This window comes from Pseudomonas guariconensis (assembly GCF_040822035.1).
GTDB classification, from domain to species: Bacteria; Pseudomonadota; Gammaproteobacteria; order Pseudomonadales; family Pseudomonadaceae; genus Aquipseudomonas; species Aquipseudomonas guariconensis.
Genome location: NZ_CP162012.1, coordinates 745954 through 761069, shown reverse-complemented (window position 1 = coordinate 761069; position 15116 = coordinate 745954). Strand labels below are relative to the sequence as shown.

Sequence of the window (15116 nt, the reverse complement as noted above, 5' to 3'; positions counted from 1 at the left end):
TGACCCAAATCAACGATTGTTGGGAAGCATAGACCCGAATACACAGGCGAGCCGTGCGGTTGATTGCCGCGTGACCGGTTGTCCCACCGTCTTGAAGGGGTGTGAAAAAGCTGTCTGCCCCGGCAAACAGCAACCATTTGTTACAAACAGGTGATACCCTGCAGCGCCTCCACGTACCGAGGCCAAGGCTCACCGATGTCCGACCCCACCCCGCTTCTGCTCCGCCAGCATCGCCCCTTTTTGGCGTTCTGGCTGGCCCGTGTGTTCACCGCCAGCGGCTTTCAGATGCTCACCGTGGCCATTGGCTGGCACCTCTACCAGTTGACCGGCAATGTGCTGGACTTGGGCTTGGTCGGCCTGGTGGAATTCGCCCCGCGGGTGCTGTTCATGCTGCATACCGGCCACGTCGCCGACCGCTATGACCGGCGCCGTGTCGCCGCCCTGTGCCAAAGCCTGCAGGCGCTGATCGCATTGGCCCTGGCCGTGGGCAGCGCCACCGACAACGTCAGCCGTGAGCTGATCTTCGGGCTGGCCTTCCTGCTCGGTGCCACCCGCTCCTTCGAAATGCCGGCCACCCAGGCCCTGCTGCCCAATGTCGTACCGCCAGGGCTGTTCCCGCGGGCCGTGGCAGCATCGGCATCGGCAACCCAGGCGGCGACCATCGTCGCTCCGGCCGTGGGTGGCTTTCTCTATGCCTTCGGCAGCATCTGGGTGTACGGACCGACCGTGGCGCTCTACGTCATCGCCTGCCTGCTGACCTTGAGCCTCGATGCCCGCCAGCAAGTGGCCCAACGTGGGCGCGCCAGCCTGGAGTCCCTGTTGGCTGGGATCCGCTTCATCCGTAGCCGCCCGGACATCTTCGGAGCGATCTCCCTGGACCTGTTCGCTGTGCTGCTCGGTGGTGCCACGGCCCTGCTGCCGGTGTTCGCCAAGGACATCCTGCTCACCGGCGCCTGGGGCCTGGGCCTGCTGCGCTCGGCGCCGGCGGTGGGGGCGCTGCTGATGTCACTGTGGCTGGCGCGCTTCCCGGTGGAGCGCAAGGTGGGTCTGACGATGTTCACCGCCGTGGGCGTGTTCGGCGTGGCCACCATCGCCTTCGGCCTGTCGACCTCGTTCTGGTTCTCCCTCGCGGTGCTGGTGGTACTGGGTGCGGCGGACATGATCAGCATGGTCATCCGTGGCGCCTTCGTGCAGTTGGAGACGCCGGACGAGATGCGCGGCCGGGTCAGCGCGGTGAACGGCCTGTTCATTGGCGCCTCGAACCAGCTCGGCGAGTTCGAGTCCGGCGTGACGGCCCACTGGTTCGGTACCGTGCCGGCGGTGGTGCTCGGTGGCGTGGGCACGCTGGTGGTGACCGGCACCTGGATGAAGCTGTTCCCGACCTTGGCCAAGCGCGACAGGCTGCACGGTGAGTGATACGGTCCATTCGTGGGTAAACCCGCTCCCTCACGGGTTACGTCGGCTTCTGTCTCAAGGCCCTGCAGGCCCTCTTTAGGAGCGGACTCCCCCGCGAACGGGCCAACGCGGCCAGCGGCCTTCCCACCGGCCATAGGCCCTCGCCCCCCATACTGGTATCATGCGCGGCTTTTTTGTGCCCCACACAAATGCAGGCATCGTCGACGGTCTGTGCTTTGCTGATTGGGGACGATTCAATCGCGGCGCCGGGGGCGCCTTGGGGAGCGGGCATGCTGGACAGGCTGTTTCAACTAAAAGCACACAACACCAACGTGCGCACCGAGATTCTCGCGGGCGTCACCACCTTCCTGGCCATGGCCTACATCCTGTTCGTCAACCCGAGCATCCTCGGCGAGACCGGCATGGACAAGGGCGCGATCTTCGTCGCCACCTGCCTTGCCGCAGCCATCGGCTCGGTGACCATGGGCCTGATCGCCAACTACCCTATCGCCCTGGCACCGGGCATGGGCCTGAACGCGTTCTTCACCTACACCGTGGTCCTGCACATGGGGCACACCTGGCAAGTGGCGCTGGGCGCGGTCTTCCTCTCGGCAGTGCTGTTCTTCCTGTTGTCGATCTTCCGCATCCGCGAATGGATCGTGAACAGCATCCCGCTGCCGCTGCGCTCGGCCATCGCTGCCGGTATCGGCCTGTTCCTGGCGCTGATCGCCCTGCACAACGCCGGCATCGTCGTGGACAACCCGGCCACCCTGGTGGGCCTGGGGGACCTCAAGCAACCTGCACCGATCCTGGCGACCCTGGGCTTCTTCCTGATCGTGGCCCTTGAGGCCATGAAGGTCCGTGGCGCGGTGCTGATCGGCATCCTGGCGGTGACCCTGGCCTCGATCCTGATGGGCGTGACGCCCTTCGGCGGCGTGGTGTCCATGCCGCCATCGCTGGCCCCGACCTTCCTGCAACTGGACATCAAGGGCGCCTTGGACGTCGGCCTGATCAGCGTGATCTTCGCCTTCCTGTTCGTCGACCTGTTCGACAACTCCGGCACATTGATCGGCGTGGCCAAACGCGCCGGCCTGATGGGCAAGGACGGCCACATGCCGAAAATGGGTCGCGCCCTGATCGCCGACAGCACCGCCGCCATGGCCGGCTCGCTGCTGGGCACCTCGACCACCACCAGCTACATCGAATCCGCGGCCGGCGTGAGCGCCGGTGGCCGCACGGGCCTGACCGCAATCGTGGTCGCCATCCTGTTCCTGCTGGCGTTGTTCTTCGCGCCGCTGGCCGGTAGCGTACCGGCCTTCGCCACCGCCCCCGCGCTGCTGTTCGTCGCGGTGCTGATGGCCTCGGGCCTGGCGGAAATAAACTGGGACGACGTCACCGAAGCAGCGCCCGTGGTGGTCACCGCCCTGGCCATGCCGCTGACCTACTCCATCGCCAACGGCATCGCCTTCGGCTTCATCGCCTGGACCGCCATCAAGCTGATCTCCGGTCGCTACCGCGACCTGAACTCGGCATTGGTGATCCTTTCCATCCTGTTCGTCATCAAGCTGGGCTGGTTCAACGCATGAGTGCTGTCTTCGACCCTTCCGCCTATTCCACGCAGCTCGAGGGCAAAGTCGCCCGGCTGCGTGAGCTATTGGCGCCGTTCGGCGCGCCGGAGCCCGCCGTCTTCGATTCGCCGCGCGAGCACTACCGCCTGCGCGCCGAGTTTCGCCTGTGGCGCGAAGAGGGCCAGCGCCACTATGCGATGTTCGCCCCAGGCGAAAAACACAAGGCGATCCTGATCGATGACTTCCCCATCGCGAGCGAACGGATCAACGCATTGATGCCACGCCTGAAGGCCGCCTGGCAGGCCAGCGAGGAACTGGGCAACCGACTGTTCCAAGTGGAGTTCCTCACCACGTTGGCCGGCGACGCCATGATCACGATGTGCTATCACCGCCCGCTCGATGACGCCTGGGAAGTCGCTGCTCGGCAATTGTCCGAGGATCTGGGCGTCAGCATCATCGGCCGCTCCAAGGGCAAGCGCTTGGTCATCGGTCGCGACTATGCCGTGGAAAAACTCAACGTGGCCGGCCGCGTGTTCAGCTATCGCCAGCCAGAAGGCGCTTTCACCCAACCCAACGGCGCGGTGAACCAGAAGATGCTGAGCTGGGCTTACGAGGCTATCGGCAAGCGTGACGATGACCTGCTGGAGCTGTATTGCGGCAACGGCAACTTCACCCTGCCGCTGGCCACCCGCGTGCGCCAGGTGCTGGCCACCGAAATCAGCAAGACCTCGGTCAATGCCGCGCTGAGCAACCTGGATGAGAACGCCGTGGAAAATGTGCGCCTGGTGCGCTTGTCGGCCGAAGAGCTGACCCAGGCACTGAACGAGGTGCGCCCGTTCCGTCGTCTTGAAGGCATCGACCTGAAAAGCTACGACTTCGGCACCGTGTTCGTCGACCCGCCGCGCGCCGGCATGGACCCGGACACCTGCGAGCTGACTCGCCGCTTCGAGCGGATCCTGTACATCTCGTGCAACCCCGAGACGCTGGCAGCCAACATCGCCCAGTTGCAGGACACTCACCGCATCGAGCGCTGCGCGCTGTTCGACCAGTTCCCTTACACCCACCACATGGAAAGCGGCGTACTGCTGGTTCGGCGTTGAGTTTCAGGGCCTGGGGCTGCACTGCAGCCCCAGAGTTCACTCAGAAGTCGAAGAACACCGTCTCCCCTTCCCCCTGAATACGGATATCGAAACGATACGCCGTCTTCCCGTCCACCTCGCAACGCCGAGCGATCAGCGTCTCGCGCCGTTGCGGCTGCTCGATCAGGTTGAGCACCGGGCACTGGGCATTGGCCTGGGCCTCATCGTCGAAATACAACCGGGTGTGCAGGTGGATGTTGATCCCCCGCGCGAACAGGCTGAGGTTGATGTGCGGCGCCATGGGCACCCCGGCGGCATTGTTCACCACGCCTGGCTTGACCGTGTGCAGGGTCCACTCACCGGCATCGAAGGTGGTGGCGGTACGGCCAAAGCTGTTGAAGGCGTTCTCGTGGTGGTACTGGTCCTGGTATTCACCGTTGGCATCGGCCTGCCAGAACTCCAGAAACGAGTCGCGCACCAGGTGCCCATTGCCGTCGTACACATGACCGAACAACAGGATGTGCTCACCTGGCGCGTCAGGCTTGGCCAGGCGATTCCAGATTTCCTGGTCGCGGGTAGGGTTGCCGGCCGCTTCCAGGGCCAGGCCAATGTGCACATAGGGGCCGGCGGTCTGAGAAGGGGTTTCCGGCAGCAGTTCGATAGGCATGACGGGGTCCTCAGCAGTTTTCGAAGTGGGTCTTGCGCTGGCCGCGCAGCACGATGTCGAAGCGATACGCCAGGCAGTCCATGGGGTTGGCGTTGCTCATGTCGAGCTTGGCGATCAGGCGCTGCACCGCGTCGGGGTTGGCGATCGACTTGACGATCGGGCACAGCGGGATCAGCGGGTCGCCTTCGAAGTACAGCTGGGTGATCAAGCGGGTGGCGATCGACGGGCCACTGACCGACACGTGGATGTGCGCCGGGCGCCAGTCGTTGGGGCCATTGCGCCACGGATAAGGCCCTGGCTTGATGGTGCGAAAACTGTAGTAGCCGTCACGGTCGGTCAGGCTGCGGCCGACACCACCGAAGTTCGGGTCCAGCGGCGCCAGGTAGCGGTCATTCTTGTGCTGGTAACGGCCACCGGCGTTGGCTTGCCACATCTCAACCAAGGTGTTGGGCACCGGCTGGCCATACTGGTCGACCACCCGGCCTGCGACGATGATGCGCTCACCGATCGGCAGACCGCCGTGGTTGAAGTTGAGCAACAGATCGTTGTCGTGAGGGCCGAAGCCCAGGTGGGAAAAGTCCGGCCCGGTGCTTTCGCTGATCGACTGCGGGATGCTGACCAGCGCCTGGCGTGGCGAGCGGGCCACGGATGTTTTGTAGTCAGGCGTGAGGGCTTTGGGGTGCCAGTTGCGATCACGGATCACGAAGCGGCTGGTGTCCTGGGCGGGCATGCCGTGTTCCTCTCTTGGAATTGTCGTGCACCTGTGCGTGGCAGGTGGACATGCAGTTTCAGATAGGTCACCGGGCATGAACATTGAAAACAAAGTGACCTTACATAACCAAATGGTTATGCATCTACAGATTGGCTGACACCCGAAACAGCCCTGAACTAATCTTTGTGCTCATGTTTCAGGCTCCGGAGAACATTACATGGAATGGCGAAAAGGCCGACGCAGCGACAATGTGGTCGATGCCCGAGGTGAAGGCGGTGGCGGCGGCATGCGTTTTGGCGGTGGCAAAGGGCTGGGGCTGGGCGCCATCCTGCTGATCGTCGGCATCGGCTGGATCACAGGGCAAGACCCGCTGCAGATCCTCGGCCAACTCGCCGGCCAGATGGAGCAGCAGCAACAGGCGCCGTCGGGCGCGGGTGGCAAGGCGCCACCGGCCAACGACGAGCAGGCCGAGTTCGTCGCCTCGATCCTGGGCGACACCGAGGATACCTGGAAGGCCTTGTTCGCCCAGGCCGGCAAGCAGTACCGCGATCCCAAACTGGTGCTGTTCAGTGGCCAGGTGAATTCCGCCTGTGGTTTCGCCTCCTCGGCGGTCGGGCCGTTCTACTGTCCGGCAGACCAGCGGGTGTATCTGGACATGACCTTCTTCCGCGAGATGGAAACCCGTTTTGCCGCCGCCGGTGACTTCGCCCAGGCTTATGTGATCGCCCACGAGATCGGCCATCACGTGCAGACCTTGCTGGGCGTCTCGGCCAAGGTCGACGCGGCGCGGCGCAACGGCCAACGCATGGAAGGCGACAACGGCCTGCTGGTGCGCCAGGAATTGCAGGCCGACTGCCTGGCAGGCGTCTGGGCCTACCAGGCGCAAAAGCGCCTGAACTGGCTCGAACCTGGCGATGTGGAAGAAGCCCTGAATGCCGCCAACGCCATCGGCGACGACCGCCTCCAGCAGCAGGGCCAGGGCCGTGTGGTGCCAGACTCCTTCACCCATGGCACCTCGCAGCAGCGGGTGCGCTGGTTCAAGACCGGCTTCTCCAGCGGGGACGTGAACCGCTGCGATACCTTCGGCTCACGCAGCCTCTGACAGACAGGGCCGCGCTGCGGCCCCCCTCTCAGGCTTCGCCCTTTCCCACGAACTTCCAGCCATCTTCACCGCTGTAGAAGCTGCCAAAGCCTTCGATAGGCTGCGACGTCGCCGCCTGCCATCTCCAAAACGCAAACGTTTTCAGTAGGTTACAAATCTGCTGAAAAAGCGTTTCAGCTTCGCTCGATCTTGCCGATAACCCCTGGCATGAATCAGCGGGCGCCGATAACAACAATGCCCAGCGATTGGAGATCAAGCGAGCGAAATCAATTTTCTGGAGAGCGTGCCATGAACGGCTGGTTTGCCAATATCAGCGTCAACCTCAAACTCGGATTGGGCTTCGGCCTGGTCCTGCTTCTGACCGGCCTTCTGGCCCTGACCGGCTGGACCAGCCTGGGCAGCCTGATCGACCGCAGCAACTGGATGAGCGACATCACCAAGCTCAACAGTGACCTGACCAACCTGCGCGTGGCGCGCCTGCAGTACATGCTGACCAACGGCGACGACACCTCGGCCGCCAACGTGCTGGACAAGCTCGATGCTTTCGGTGCCCAGCAACAGCATCTGGTCAATACCTTCAAAAGCCCAGAAAACCTCAAGCTGCTGCGCGAGCAGGGCGAGACCATCGCCAAGTACCGGGTCTCGCTGGAGAAGATGCGCAAGGCCTACAAAACCGGCCTCGCCGCGCGAGAAGCCCTGAACCAGAACGCCCGCCAGGCCAGCGAGGCGCTCGCCGCCATCGAGGCCGTCAGCCGCGACGCGTTGGCGCGCACTTCCGGCGACACAGCCACCCTGCAGCAGTTCCTGGCCATCAGCCAGGCCAAGGAACAGCTCGTCCAGCTGCGCCTGGACGTGCGCAGCTATATCGCGGACCTCACCAGCGATGCCGAACAGACCGTCACCCGTCAGGTTGAAAAAACCTTGGTGGAGATCGACAACCTCAAGCGCCACCTGCCTGGGGAGACCGCCCGAATCCAGGCGTTCGAGTCGGCCATGAGCGGCTACCGCGATGCACTGCGTCAGTTCCGCGATGCCAACGCCGAAGTCGGCGTGGCCCGTGCGGAAATGACCGTAGAAGGCGCCGATATCGTCAAACGCAGCGACCAGCTGTACCAGATCCAACTGGACCGTCGCGACAGCGAAAGCGCCCAGGCCCGCAGCCTGCAGACCATCGCCACCTTGCTGGCCCTGCTGGTCGGCGTGCTGGCAGCATTCCTCATCACCCGCCAGATCACCCGCCCCCTGCGCGAGACCTTGGACGTGGTGGAAAAAATCGCCAATGGCGATCTGACCCAGAACCTGCGTGTCACTCGCCGCGATGAACTCGGCGCGCTGCAGCAAGGCATCGCGCGCATGGGCACGACCCTGCGCGAGTTGATCACCGGTATCCGCGATGGCGTCACCCAAATCGCCAGCGCTGCCGAGGAACTGTCGGCGGTGACCGAGCAGACCAGCGCCGGCGCCAACAGCCAGAAAGTCGAGACCGACCAGGTGGCCACCGCCATGCACGAAATGGCGGCCACCGTACAGGAAGTGGCACGCAACGCCGAGCAAGCCTCCCATGCCGCGACTGGCGCCGATCAAGAAGCCCGCGCAGGTGATCGCGTGGTAGGCGAGGCGATCAACCAGATCGAACGCCTGGCCTCGGAAGTGCACCGTTCCACCGAAGCCATGAGCCTGCTGCAGCAGGAAAGCCAGAAGATCGGCAGCGTCATGGACGTGATCAAATCGGTGGCCGAGCAGACCAACCTGCTGGCGCTGAACGCCGCCATCGAAGCCGCACGCGCCGGGGAAGCCGGCCGCGGTTTTGCGGTGGTCGCCGATGAAGTCCGCGGCCTGGCCCAGCGTACCCAGCAGTCCACCGAGGAAATCGAAGGGCTGGTGGCAAGCCTGCAAAATGGCACCCAGCAGGTGGCTGATGTGATGAACGACAGCCGCAGCCTGACCGACAGCAGCGTTGAGCTGGCGCGCAAGGCTGGCGCTTCGCTTGAGAACATCACCCGTACGGTGTCGAACATTCAGTCGATGAACCAACAGATCGCCGCCGCCGCCGAGCAGCAGAGTGCCGTGGCCGAAGAAATCAGCCGCAGCATCCTGAATGTGCGTGATGTGTCGGAGCAGACCGCTACCGCGAGTGACGAGACCGCCGCCTCGAGTGTCGAGCTGGCGCGCCTGGGCGGACATCTGCAGACACTGGTCAGCCAGTTCCGCGTCTGACCTGAGATTCATAGAGCCCTCTTCGCGGGTGAGCCCACTTCCACAGAGGCAGCGGTGTCGTTAGAACAGCGCACCCTGTGGGAGCGGGTTTACCCGCGAATGCGTCAGGCCAGGCAATCTTGCATGACCTGACGCACCATCGGCTTACTTGACGATCATCCCTACCCCTCGCCCACGCGGGTCAGAGGCAGTCTCGAGCTTCTCGCCGGTCACCCGGATCGCCTGGATGTCGCCCATCTCCCAGCCTTGGTCCTCCAGCACATAACCCATTTTCTTCAGCTCATCGGCCACCTGGCCAGTCAGTGGCGCATAGCTGTCGAAATAGATGGTGTCCTTGGGCAGCAGTTGGTGATGCACGCGCTGCGCCGCCACGGCTTTTTCAAGCGGCATGTCGTAGTCGTACAGGTTGTTCATCACCTGGAAGATCGAGGTGAAGATCCGCGAACCACCGGGTGTGCCGAGCACAAGCGCCACCTTGTCGTCACGGGTCACCAGGCTGGGACTCATCGACGACAGCATGCGTTTGCCCGGCTCGATGGCATTGGCATCGCCGCCTACCACGCCGAAGGCGTTGGCTGCGCCCGGCTTGGCGCTGAAGTCGTCCATTTCGTCGTTGAGCAAGAAGCCCGCGCCCTTGACCACCACGCCGCTGCCGTAATCGAGGTTCAGGGTGTAGGTGTTGCTCACCGCATTGCCCTGCTTGTCCACGATGGAGAAGTGCGTGGTCTGGTGCGGCTCCAGGCCCGGCTTGACCTTGTCGGTGTCGGAGATGGCGTTTGGGTTGACCTGGGCGGCGCGCTTGGCGAGGTAGTCCTTGGCGATCAACTGGTCGACCGGCACCTTTGTGAAAGCCGGGTCACCCAGATAGTCGGCACGGTCGGCGAACACACGCTTCTCGATCTCCGAAAGCAGGTGGATGTACTTGGCCGAGTTGTGCGCCACACCCTTGAAGTCCGCCGCGCGGTCTTCTTTGATGCCCAGCAACTGGGCCAGGGCCACGCCTCCAGAGCTAGGTGGCGGTGCGGTGTAGACAACATTGCCACGCCAGCTGATCGCCATTGGCTGACGCCACACGGCTTTGTAGTCCTTGAGGTCGGCCTTGGTGATCAGGCCTTTATCGGCCTGCATCTGCGCCACCAGCAAGTCGGCGGTCTTGCCCTGGTAGAACTCGCTGACGCCCTTGTCGGCGATTCGCTCCAAGGTCTGGGCGAGCTCAGGCTGCTTGAACAGCTCACCTACCTTCATGTTGCCGAAGTAGTCGTTGAAGTTGGTGGCGGTCTTGAACATGCCTTGGGCATCGTTGCGGTACTGGTACTGCTTCTGGGCGACCTTGAAACCGTTCTTGGCATAGCCGATGGCGGGGGTCAGCAGTTCGCTCCAGGGCAGCTTGCCGAACTTCTTGTGGGCCTCCCAAAGCCCCATCACCGTACCTGGCACACCAGCGGCTCGGGCTCCGACCAGGCTGAGGTTCTCGATGACCTCGCCTTTTTCGTCGAGGTACATGTTGCGACTGGCCGCCTTGGGCGCCACTTCGCGGTAATCGAGGAAATACGGCTTGCCATCGACGAACAGGGTCATGAAGCCGCCGCCACCGATGTTGCCGGCTTCAGGGTAGGTCACCGCCAGGGTGAAGGCCGTGGCCACGGCGGCATCCACTGCATTACCGCCCTTCTTCAGAATGTCGGCGGCCACCTGTGCGCCATATTGATCGGGCGCGGCCACCGCGCCACCCTCCAGGGTGACCGCAAAGGCGGACGAACAGCTCAGGATCGCGGCCCCGAGGGCCATGGACTGGAACATGACGATACGCATGCGCACTTCCTTGGTGTTGTTTTTGTTGATCAGTCATTAAGGCCGAAGCCGTTCGACTAAGCAAACACCCGGGGAAGATTGCGCCGCCCCTGCACAGGTCCTGTCGTGTTCAGGCAACTCAGCAGGCGTACATCGCCAGCTTCTTCTGAATGAAATCCAGGAAGCATTGGATACGCAGGGCCAACTGGGTATTGCGGTAGTACACCGCATGGATTGGCTGGCGATAACCGTTATTGAACTCGCCCAGCACCACCTGCAAGCGGCCGGTGCGGATGTCCTCATGGGTCATGAAGTGCGAGAGGCTGACAATGCCCTCTCCCGCCAAGGCCAGCTGACGCAAGGTTTCGCCGCTGGAGGCAATCAGACTAGGACGGATCTGCCAGTAATCACCTTGGGCATGGCGCAGCGGCCAGCGATTGAGCGACTCCGGCTGGCTGAAACCGAGCAGGGAATGCGCGTTCAGGTCCTCGACCTTTTCTGGCGTGCCATGGCGCGCCAGGTACTCGGGGCTCGCCAGCACTTGGATCGGGCTGCACCCCAGGGCGCGAGCATGCAGGCTGGAGTCAGCAAGGTCGCCGATGCGGATGGCAACGTCGGTGCTTTGCTCGAGCAGGTCGATGATCAGATCGTCCGTGTTGAGTTCCAGCTCGATGCCAGGGTACTGGCGACGAAACTCACCAATCCACGGCAGGATGGCATGCAGCATGAACGGCGCCGCGGCATTGATGCGCAGACGCCCGGAAGGCGTCTGGTTATGCATCGACAGGTGCTCTTCCATGTCGTCCATTTGCTCGAGGATCTGCCGCGAACGCTCCAGAAAAAAGCGCCCTTCCTCGGTCAGGTCCATGCGCCGGGTGGTGCGGTTGACCAACGTGGTGCCGAGCTTACCCTCGAGCCGTGACAACGTGCGGCTGACTGCCGACGGCGTCTGGCCGATCTGCTCGGCAGCGGCGGAAATCGAGCCGCAGTCGATCACAGCGACGAATACCTGGAGCTCTTCGGATCGGGTTTTCACGTATCAGGCCTGTATCGGAGAATGCCGTGATTGATAGCGGGTGACAGAGATTCATGCAAGGCGCCCATCGCAGTCCAGGGCTGCTTCCGACGCACGTGGAGAGCGCTGACCGAGCCTGCGAGGGGCTGCACCACAGCCTTAGCCCTTCACTGGGCCTTGCCGAACACCTTGTCCAGATGGGCTTCATAGGCTGCCACCGCCGCCGGCACATCCGGACGCTTCATCACGTCCACTGCCAGGAAAGTCGGCAGGCCGGTCATGCCCAGGAACTGGTTGGCCTTGTGGAACGGGAAATACACCGCATCCACACCTTTGCCCTCGAAGAAGTCGCTCGGGTCGTCGAAGGCTTGCTGCGGGGCATTCCAGGTGAGCGAAAGCATGTACTGCTTGCCCTGGATCAGACCGCCGCTGCCGTACTTCTGCGAGGCGTCGGAGCGGGTGCGGCCATCATTGGCGTACAGGCTGCCGTGGCCTGCGGTGAAGACTTCATCGATGTACTGCTTGACGGTCCACGGCGCGCCCATCCACCAGCCGGGCATCTGCCAGATCACGACATCAGCCCAGAGAAACTTGTCGACTTCTTCCTGAACGTCGTAGCCACCATCGATGAAGGTCTGCTTCACGTCGAAACCTGCGCGGTCCAGATGGGCCAGGGCAACCTCGTGCAGGGTCGTGTTGAGACGACCGTCGGAATGGGCGAAGCGTTTGCCGCCGTTGAGCAGAAGAATCTTTTTCATGGGAGCCTCCGATAAGGGGACCCGAGGCTGTCGGCCACCGGTCACGTCAAGTTCGATGGCGGCAGATTAGGCATCCGGGAAGCTGAGAAAAAGCGCTCGATCGGCAAAATACATTTGCGCTCGAATCACGAATTGAACACACATTATTGCTTTAAAATTCTTCCCATCTTTTAACCCACGAGGCCAGTCCATGACCGAGCAATACGCGTTCATTCTCAAAGCTAAGACCCGCCCAGAAAAAGCCGAGGCTTTCGAGCGGTTGTTCCGCGCCTATGTCGAACCGAGCCGCCAGGAGCCGGGCTGCATCGAGTACCACATGTTGCGCGACAAGCAGGATCCCAGCCTGTTCGTGTTCTATGAGGTCTGGGCCAGCAAGGCCGACCTGGATGTGCATTCGGCCCTGCCGCACATGCGCGAATTCTTCGAACAGCGCATGGAGTACCTGGAGCGCGATTTCGACATCCAGCTGATCGAGATGCTCAGCCCTTCCTCGACTAGCCGTTGAGCAGCAGGTGCCCGCCCAGCAGCGCCAGGCCGATGAAGAAACAGCGCTTGAACACCTGCGCGCTGATGCGCTGACGCAACCACTGGCCGCCAAGCATCCCCAACAGGGCGGGCACCAACATCAACAGTGATGCGCCAAGCGTCTGTCCGCCGAGGGCATCCTGACCGGCCAGGCCCAAGGCCAGCGCCAGCGTGGACACCGTGAACGACAGGCCCAGGGCCTGGACCATCTCGTCACGCGACAAGCCCAGGCTTTGCAGGTAAGGCACCGCCGGCATCACGAACACGCCCGTCGCCGCCGTCACCAGGCCGGTCACCAGGCCGCACAACGGTCCCAGCCACACTTCCCATGCGGGCCGCACCTTCATCGTTGGCCCCGACAGCCCATATACGGCATACAGCAGCAACGCCCCACCCAGCGCATGAGCGGCCCAAGGTCCACTGTCGATACCCAGCCAGGCACTGCCGATCAGGGTGCCGGCCAGAATCATCAGCAACAACGGGCCCAGGCGACGCAGCAATCCACGCAAATGCCCCCCAGAGGCCAACTGCCAGAGGTTGGTGACGGTGGAAGGAAGGATCAGCAGTGCGGCAGCCTGCGACGGTGCCATAGCCAGACCGAGCAGGCCCATAGCGATGGTCGGAAGGCCCAGGCCAATCACTCCCTTGACCGCACCGGCCAGCAAAAAGGTCATCGCCACCAGCAACCACAATGCCGGGCCCATATCCTGATAAAACGCCAAGAAAGTCTTCATGGCGCCAGAATGACGTCTCGGCGCCTGGCTGAAAATCTGCCATATACTCAGCCAGACTATTGCCAGGACAGAGGCTGATGCATTTCGACCTGACCGACCTCCAGCTGTTTCGCCACACCGCCGAGTGCGGCAACATCACCGCAGGCGCGCGTCGCAGCCACCTGTCGCTGCCCGCCGCCAGCGCCCGCATCCGCGCCATGGAAGCCTCGCTCGGCATCGCACTGCTGGAGCGCAATCGCCGTGGCGTACTGCCCACACCCGCCGGCCAGGCCCTGTTGCAGCATGCCCGGCTGATCAGCCAGCAGGTCGAACGCCTGCAATACGATCTGGCCCAGTACGCCCAAGGCCAATATGGCCAGGTGCGCCTGTTGTGCAACACCGCCGCGCTGACCGAATACCTACCCGAGCTGCTGGCCGCCTATCTGTGTAGCCATCCCGGTGTCAGCGTCGATGTTCAGGAAATGCCGAGTCTGCGCATCGTGCAATCGATCACCCAGGGCATGGCCGACCTGGGCATCATCTCTACCGCCGCACCCAACGAGCACCTGCAGACTCGTCCCTTTCGCGACGACCCGCTGGTACTGGCGATGCCCATCACTCATCCCCTGGCCGAGCAGGCCGCGCCGACTTTCATCGACAGCCTTGCCCACGGCCATGTCGGGCTGGGTGCCAACAGCGCCCTGGCCCTGCATCTGGAGGAACAAGCCCTGCGGGAAGGACGGCGCATGCAGGTACGGGTGCGGGCAGAAGGATTCGACGGGGTGATTCGCATGGTTGCCGGCGGCGCCGGGGTAGCGGTGGTGCCGTTGGCATCGGTGCGACGCTGGGAAGGGGTATTGCCACTGCGCTGGATCGCATTGCCCGAGCCTTGGGCCAACCGTCGACTGTTACTGTGCGCCCGGGATTTCGGAGCGTTGCCAGGGTATGCCGCCGCTTTGGTGAAACAACTGGAGGACAGCTGAAACCCGCGCAGGCTGCAACCCCATCACCCCCACCGCGAAATCGAGACTCAACCTACAACCAACCCGGCACGGTCCTGGCGCGCCTGGCCCGGCATCTACGTTAAAACCCTGAGCGAACGCGATCTTTCGTTTCCACGGGATGCCTTCATGAATCGACACGACAATCGCCTGTGTTCCAGTGACGATCTGGAGCGCCTGCTGCAGACGTTCGCACAGCGATATATCCGCAAGACATTCATCTCGCGCTTCATGCATGAAGCGAAGAAAAAACCCGAACAGCTGCACGCCCGGGTTTGCCATAGCCCTGAGCAGCTATTCCATGGCGGCCTCAGAGGCTCCCCGCAATGCTTGCCTGCCACAGGTGAATTCCTGACATTGGAGAATACGGGCTTCAAGGTCGGTACCTGGGAGCACTGCGAGGCGGACCTGCTGATTTGCTTCGGCGGCCTGGTCATTGCGCAGGGAGGTGCCTGGTTCTGGGCACGCAGCGAACCGACAAGGCAACGACCGGGCAACGAATACCACGGCATGCCGCACCGTTGAAGGTCATCAACGTCCCCCCTTGCCGCCCACCTGGCTCATTCCTCACAA

At 63.0% G+C, this 15116-nt stretch carries 14 protein-coding genes; 8 read left to right on the top strand and 6 right to left on the bottom strand.

Annotation, left to right across the window (positions count from 1 at the left end; all coding sequences use genetic code 11):
* Positions 1-195 precede the first annotated feature (195 nt).
* The 3 genes from AB1N67_RS03405 (at position 196) to trmA (ending at position 4063) form a co-directional block, all read left to right on the top strand.
* Positions 196-1416, top strand: a complete 1221-nt coding sequence (locus tag AB1N67_RS03405; RefSeq protein ID WP_367863532.1) for an MFS transporter — start codon at positions 196-198, stop codon at positions 1414-1416.
* Between the two features lie 269 nt (positions 1417-1685).
* Complete coding sequence (locus AB1N67_RS03400) at positions 1686-2981, top strand: NCS2 family permease (protein WP_043208412.1); 1296 nt, start codon at positions 1686-1688, stop codon at positions 2979-2981.
* On the top strand, positions 2978-4063 hold the full coding sequence (trmA, locus tag AB1N67_RS03395; RefSeq protein ID WP_367863531.1) for a tRNA (uridine(54)-C5)-methyltransferase TrmA: 1086 nt from the start codon (positions 2978-2980) through the stop codon (positions 4061-4063). The genes AB1N67_RS03400 and trmA overlap by 4 nt, the downstream gene beginning before the upstream one ends.
* Before the next feature lie 40 nt (positions 4064-4103).
* Here the strand turns inward: trmA and pcaG are convergent, their stop codons facing one another.
* On the bottom strand, positions 4104-4709 hold the full coding sequence (pcaG, locus tag AB1N67_RS03390; RefSeq protein ID WP_324723130.1) for a protocatechuate 3,4-dioxygenase subunit alpha: 606 nt from the start codon (positions 4707-4709) through the stop codon (positions 4104-4106).
* 10 nt (positions 4710-4719) lie between these two features.
* Positions 4720-5439, bottom strand: coding sequence for a protocatechuate 3,4-dioxygenase subunit beta (gene pcaH / locus AB1N67_RS03385; RefSeq protein ID WP_367863530.1), 720 nt, complete (start codon positions 5437-5439; stop codon positions 4720-4722).
* A 199-nt stretch (positions 5440-5638) separates the two neighbouring features.
* Between pcaH and AB1N67_RS03380 the strand changes: the two genes are divergently transcribed.
* Together AB1N67_RS03380 and AB1N67_RS03375 are read left to right on the top strand one after the other, a co-directional pair.
* Positions 5639-6523 (top strand): neutral zinc metallopeptidase, encoded by an 885-nt coding sequence (locus tag AB1N67_RS03380; RefSeq protein WP_090345142.1) that lies wholly within the window; start codon positions 5639-5641, stop codon positions 6521-6523.
* 288 nt (positions 6524-6811) lie between these two features.
* Positions 6812-8740, top strand: coding sequence for a methyl-accepting chemotaxis protein (locus tag AB1N67_RS03375; protein ID WP_070576798.1), 1929 nt, complete (start codon positions 6812-6814; stop codon positions 8738-8740).
* A gap of 144 nt (positions 8741-8884) precedes the next feature.
* Here AB1N67_RS03375 and ggt read toward each other — a convergent pair whose 3' ends face one another.
* From ggt to AB1N67_RS03360, 3 genes are all read right to left on the bottom strand, one after another.
* A complete protein-coding gene (gene ggt, locus AB1N67_RS03370; RefSeq protein ID WP_043208402.1) occupies positions 8885-10552 on the bottom strand; it encodes a gamma-glutamyltransferase in 1668 nt (555 codons plus the stop codon).
* 118 nt (positions 10553-10670) lie between these two features.
* The gene (locus AB1N67_RS03365; RefSeq protein ID WP_043208400.1) at positions 10671-11567 is read right to left on the bottom strand and encodes a LysR family transcriptional regulator; all 897 of its coding nucleotides are present in this window, start codon (positions 11565-11567) and stop codon (positions 10671-10673) included.
* A 146-nt stretch (positions 11568-11713) separates the two neighbouring features.
* Positions 11714-12304 (bottom strand): NAD(P)H-dependent oxidoreductase, encoded by a 591-nt coding sequence (locus AB1N67_RS03360; RefSeq protein WP_043208399.1) that lies wholly within the window; start codon positions 12302-12304, stop codon positions 11714-11716.
* A gap of 190 nt (positions 12305-12494) precedes the next feature.
* Between AB1N67_RS03360 and AB1N67_RS03355 the strand changes: the two genes are divergently transcribed.
* A complete protein-coding gene (locus AB1N67_RS03355; RefSeq protein WP_182941792.1) occupies positions 12495-12809 on the top strand; it encodes a putative quinol monooxygenase in 315 nt (104 codons plus the stop codon).
* On the opposite strand, the gene AB1N67_RS03350 is transcribed toward AB1N67_RS03355, so the two are convergent.
* Complete coding sequence (locus AB1N67_RS03350; RefSeq protein WP_043208394.1) at positions 12799-13563, bottom strand: sulfite exporter TauE/SafE family protein; 765 nt, start codon at positions 13561-13563, stop codon at positions 12799-12801. The two genes, AB1N67_RS03355 and AB1N67_RS03350, sit on opposite strands and share 11 nt — an antisense overlap.
* Positions 13564-13640: 77 nt before the next feature.
* Between AB1N67_RS03350 and AB1N67_RS03345 the strand changes: the two genes are divergently transcribed.
* Positions 13641-14525 (top strand): LysR substrate-binding domain-containing protein, encoded by an 885-nt coding sequence (locus tag AB1N67_RS03345; protein WP_043208392.1) that lies wholly within the window; start codon positions 13641-13643, stop codon positions 14523-14525.
* Between the two features lie 147 nt (positions 14526-14672).
* Positions 14673-15068 (top strand): hypothetical protein, encoded by a 396-nt coding sequence (locus tag AB1N67_RS03340; RefSeq protein ID WP_250034434.1) that lies wholly within the window; start codon positions 14673-14675, stop codon positions 15066-15068.
* The last annotated feature ends 48 nt before the right edge of the window (positions 15069-15116 follow it).

Coding starts and splice junctions, on each gene's coding strand:
- AB1N67_RS03405 (WP_367863532.1), top strand. CDS start 196: ATGTCCGACCCCACCCCGCTTCTGCTCCGCCAGCATCGCCCCTTTTTG.
- trmA (WP_367863531.1), top strand. CDS start 2,978: ATGAGTGCTGTCTTCGACCCTTCCGCCTATTCCACGCAGCTCGAGGGC.
- AB1N67_RS03345 (WP_043208392.1), top strand. CDS start 13,641: ATGCATTTCGACCTGACCGACCTCCAGCTGTTTCGCCACACCGCCGAG.
- ggt (WP_043208402.1), bottom strand. CDS start 10,552: ATGCGTATCGTCATGTTCCAGTCCATGGCCCTCGGGGCCGCGATCCTG.
- AB1N67_RS03350 (WP_043208394.1), bottom strand. CDS start 13,563: ATGAAGACTTTCTTGGCGTTTTATCAGGATATGGGCCCGGCATTGTGG.
- AB1N67_RS03380 (WP_090345142.1), top strand. CDS start 5,639: ATGGAATGGCGAAAAGGCCGACGCAGCGACAATGTGGTCGATGCCCGA.
- AB1N67_RS03375 (WP_070576798.1), top strand. CDS start 6,812: ATGAACGGCTGGTTTGCCAATATCAGCGTCAACCTCAAACTCGGATTG.
- AB1N67_RS03355 (WP_182941792.1), top strand. CDS start 12,495: ATGACCGAGCAATACGCGTTCATTCTCAAAGCTAAGACCCGCCCAGAA.
- AB1N67_RS03400 (WP_043208412.1), top strand. CDS start 1,686: ATGCTGGACAGGCTGTTTCAACTAAAAGCACACAACACCAACGTGCGC.
- pcaG (WP_324723130.1), bottom strand. CDS start 4,709: ATGCCTATCGAACTGCTGCCGGAAACCCCTTCTCAGACCGCCGGCCCC.
- AB1N67_RS03340 (WP_250034434.1), top strand. CDS start 14,673: ATGAATCGACACGACAATCGCCTGTGTTCCAGTGACGATCTGGAGCGC.
- pcaH (WP_367863530.1), bottom strand. CDS start 5,439: ATGCCCGCCCAGGACACCAGCCGCTTCGTGATCCGTGATCGCAACTGG.
- AB1N67_RS03360 (WP_043208399.1), bottom strand. CDS start 12,304: ATGAAAAAGATTCTTCTGCTCAACGGCGGCAAACGCTTCGCCCATTCC.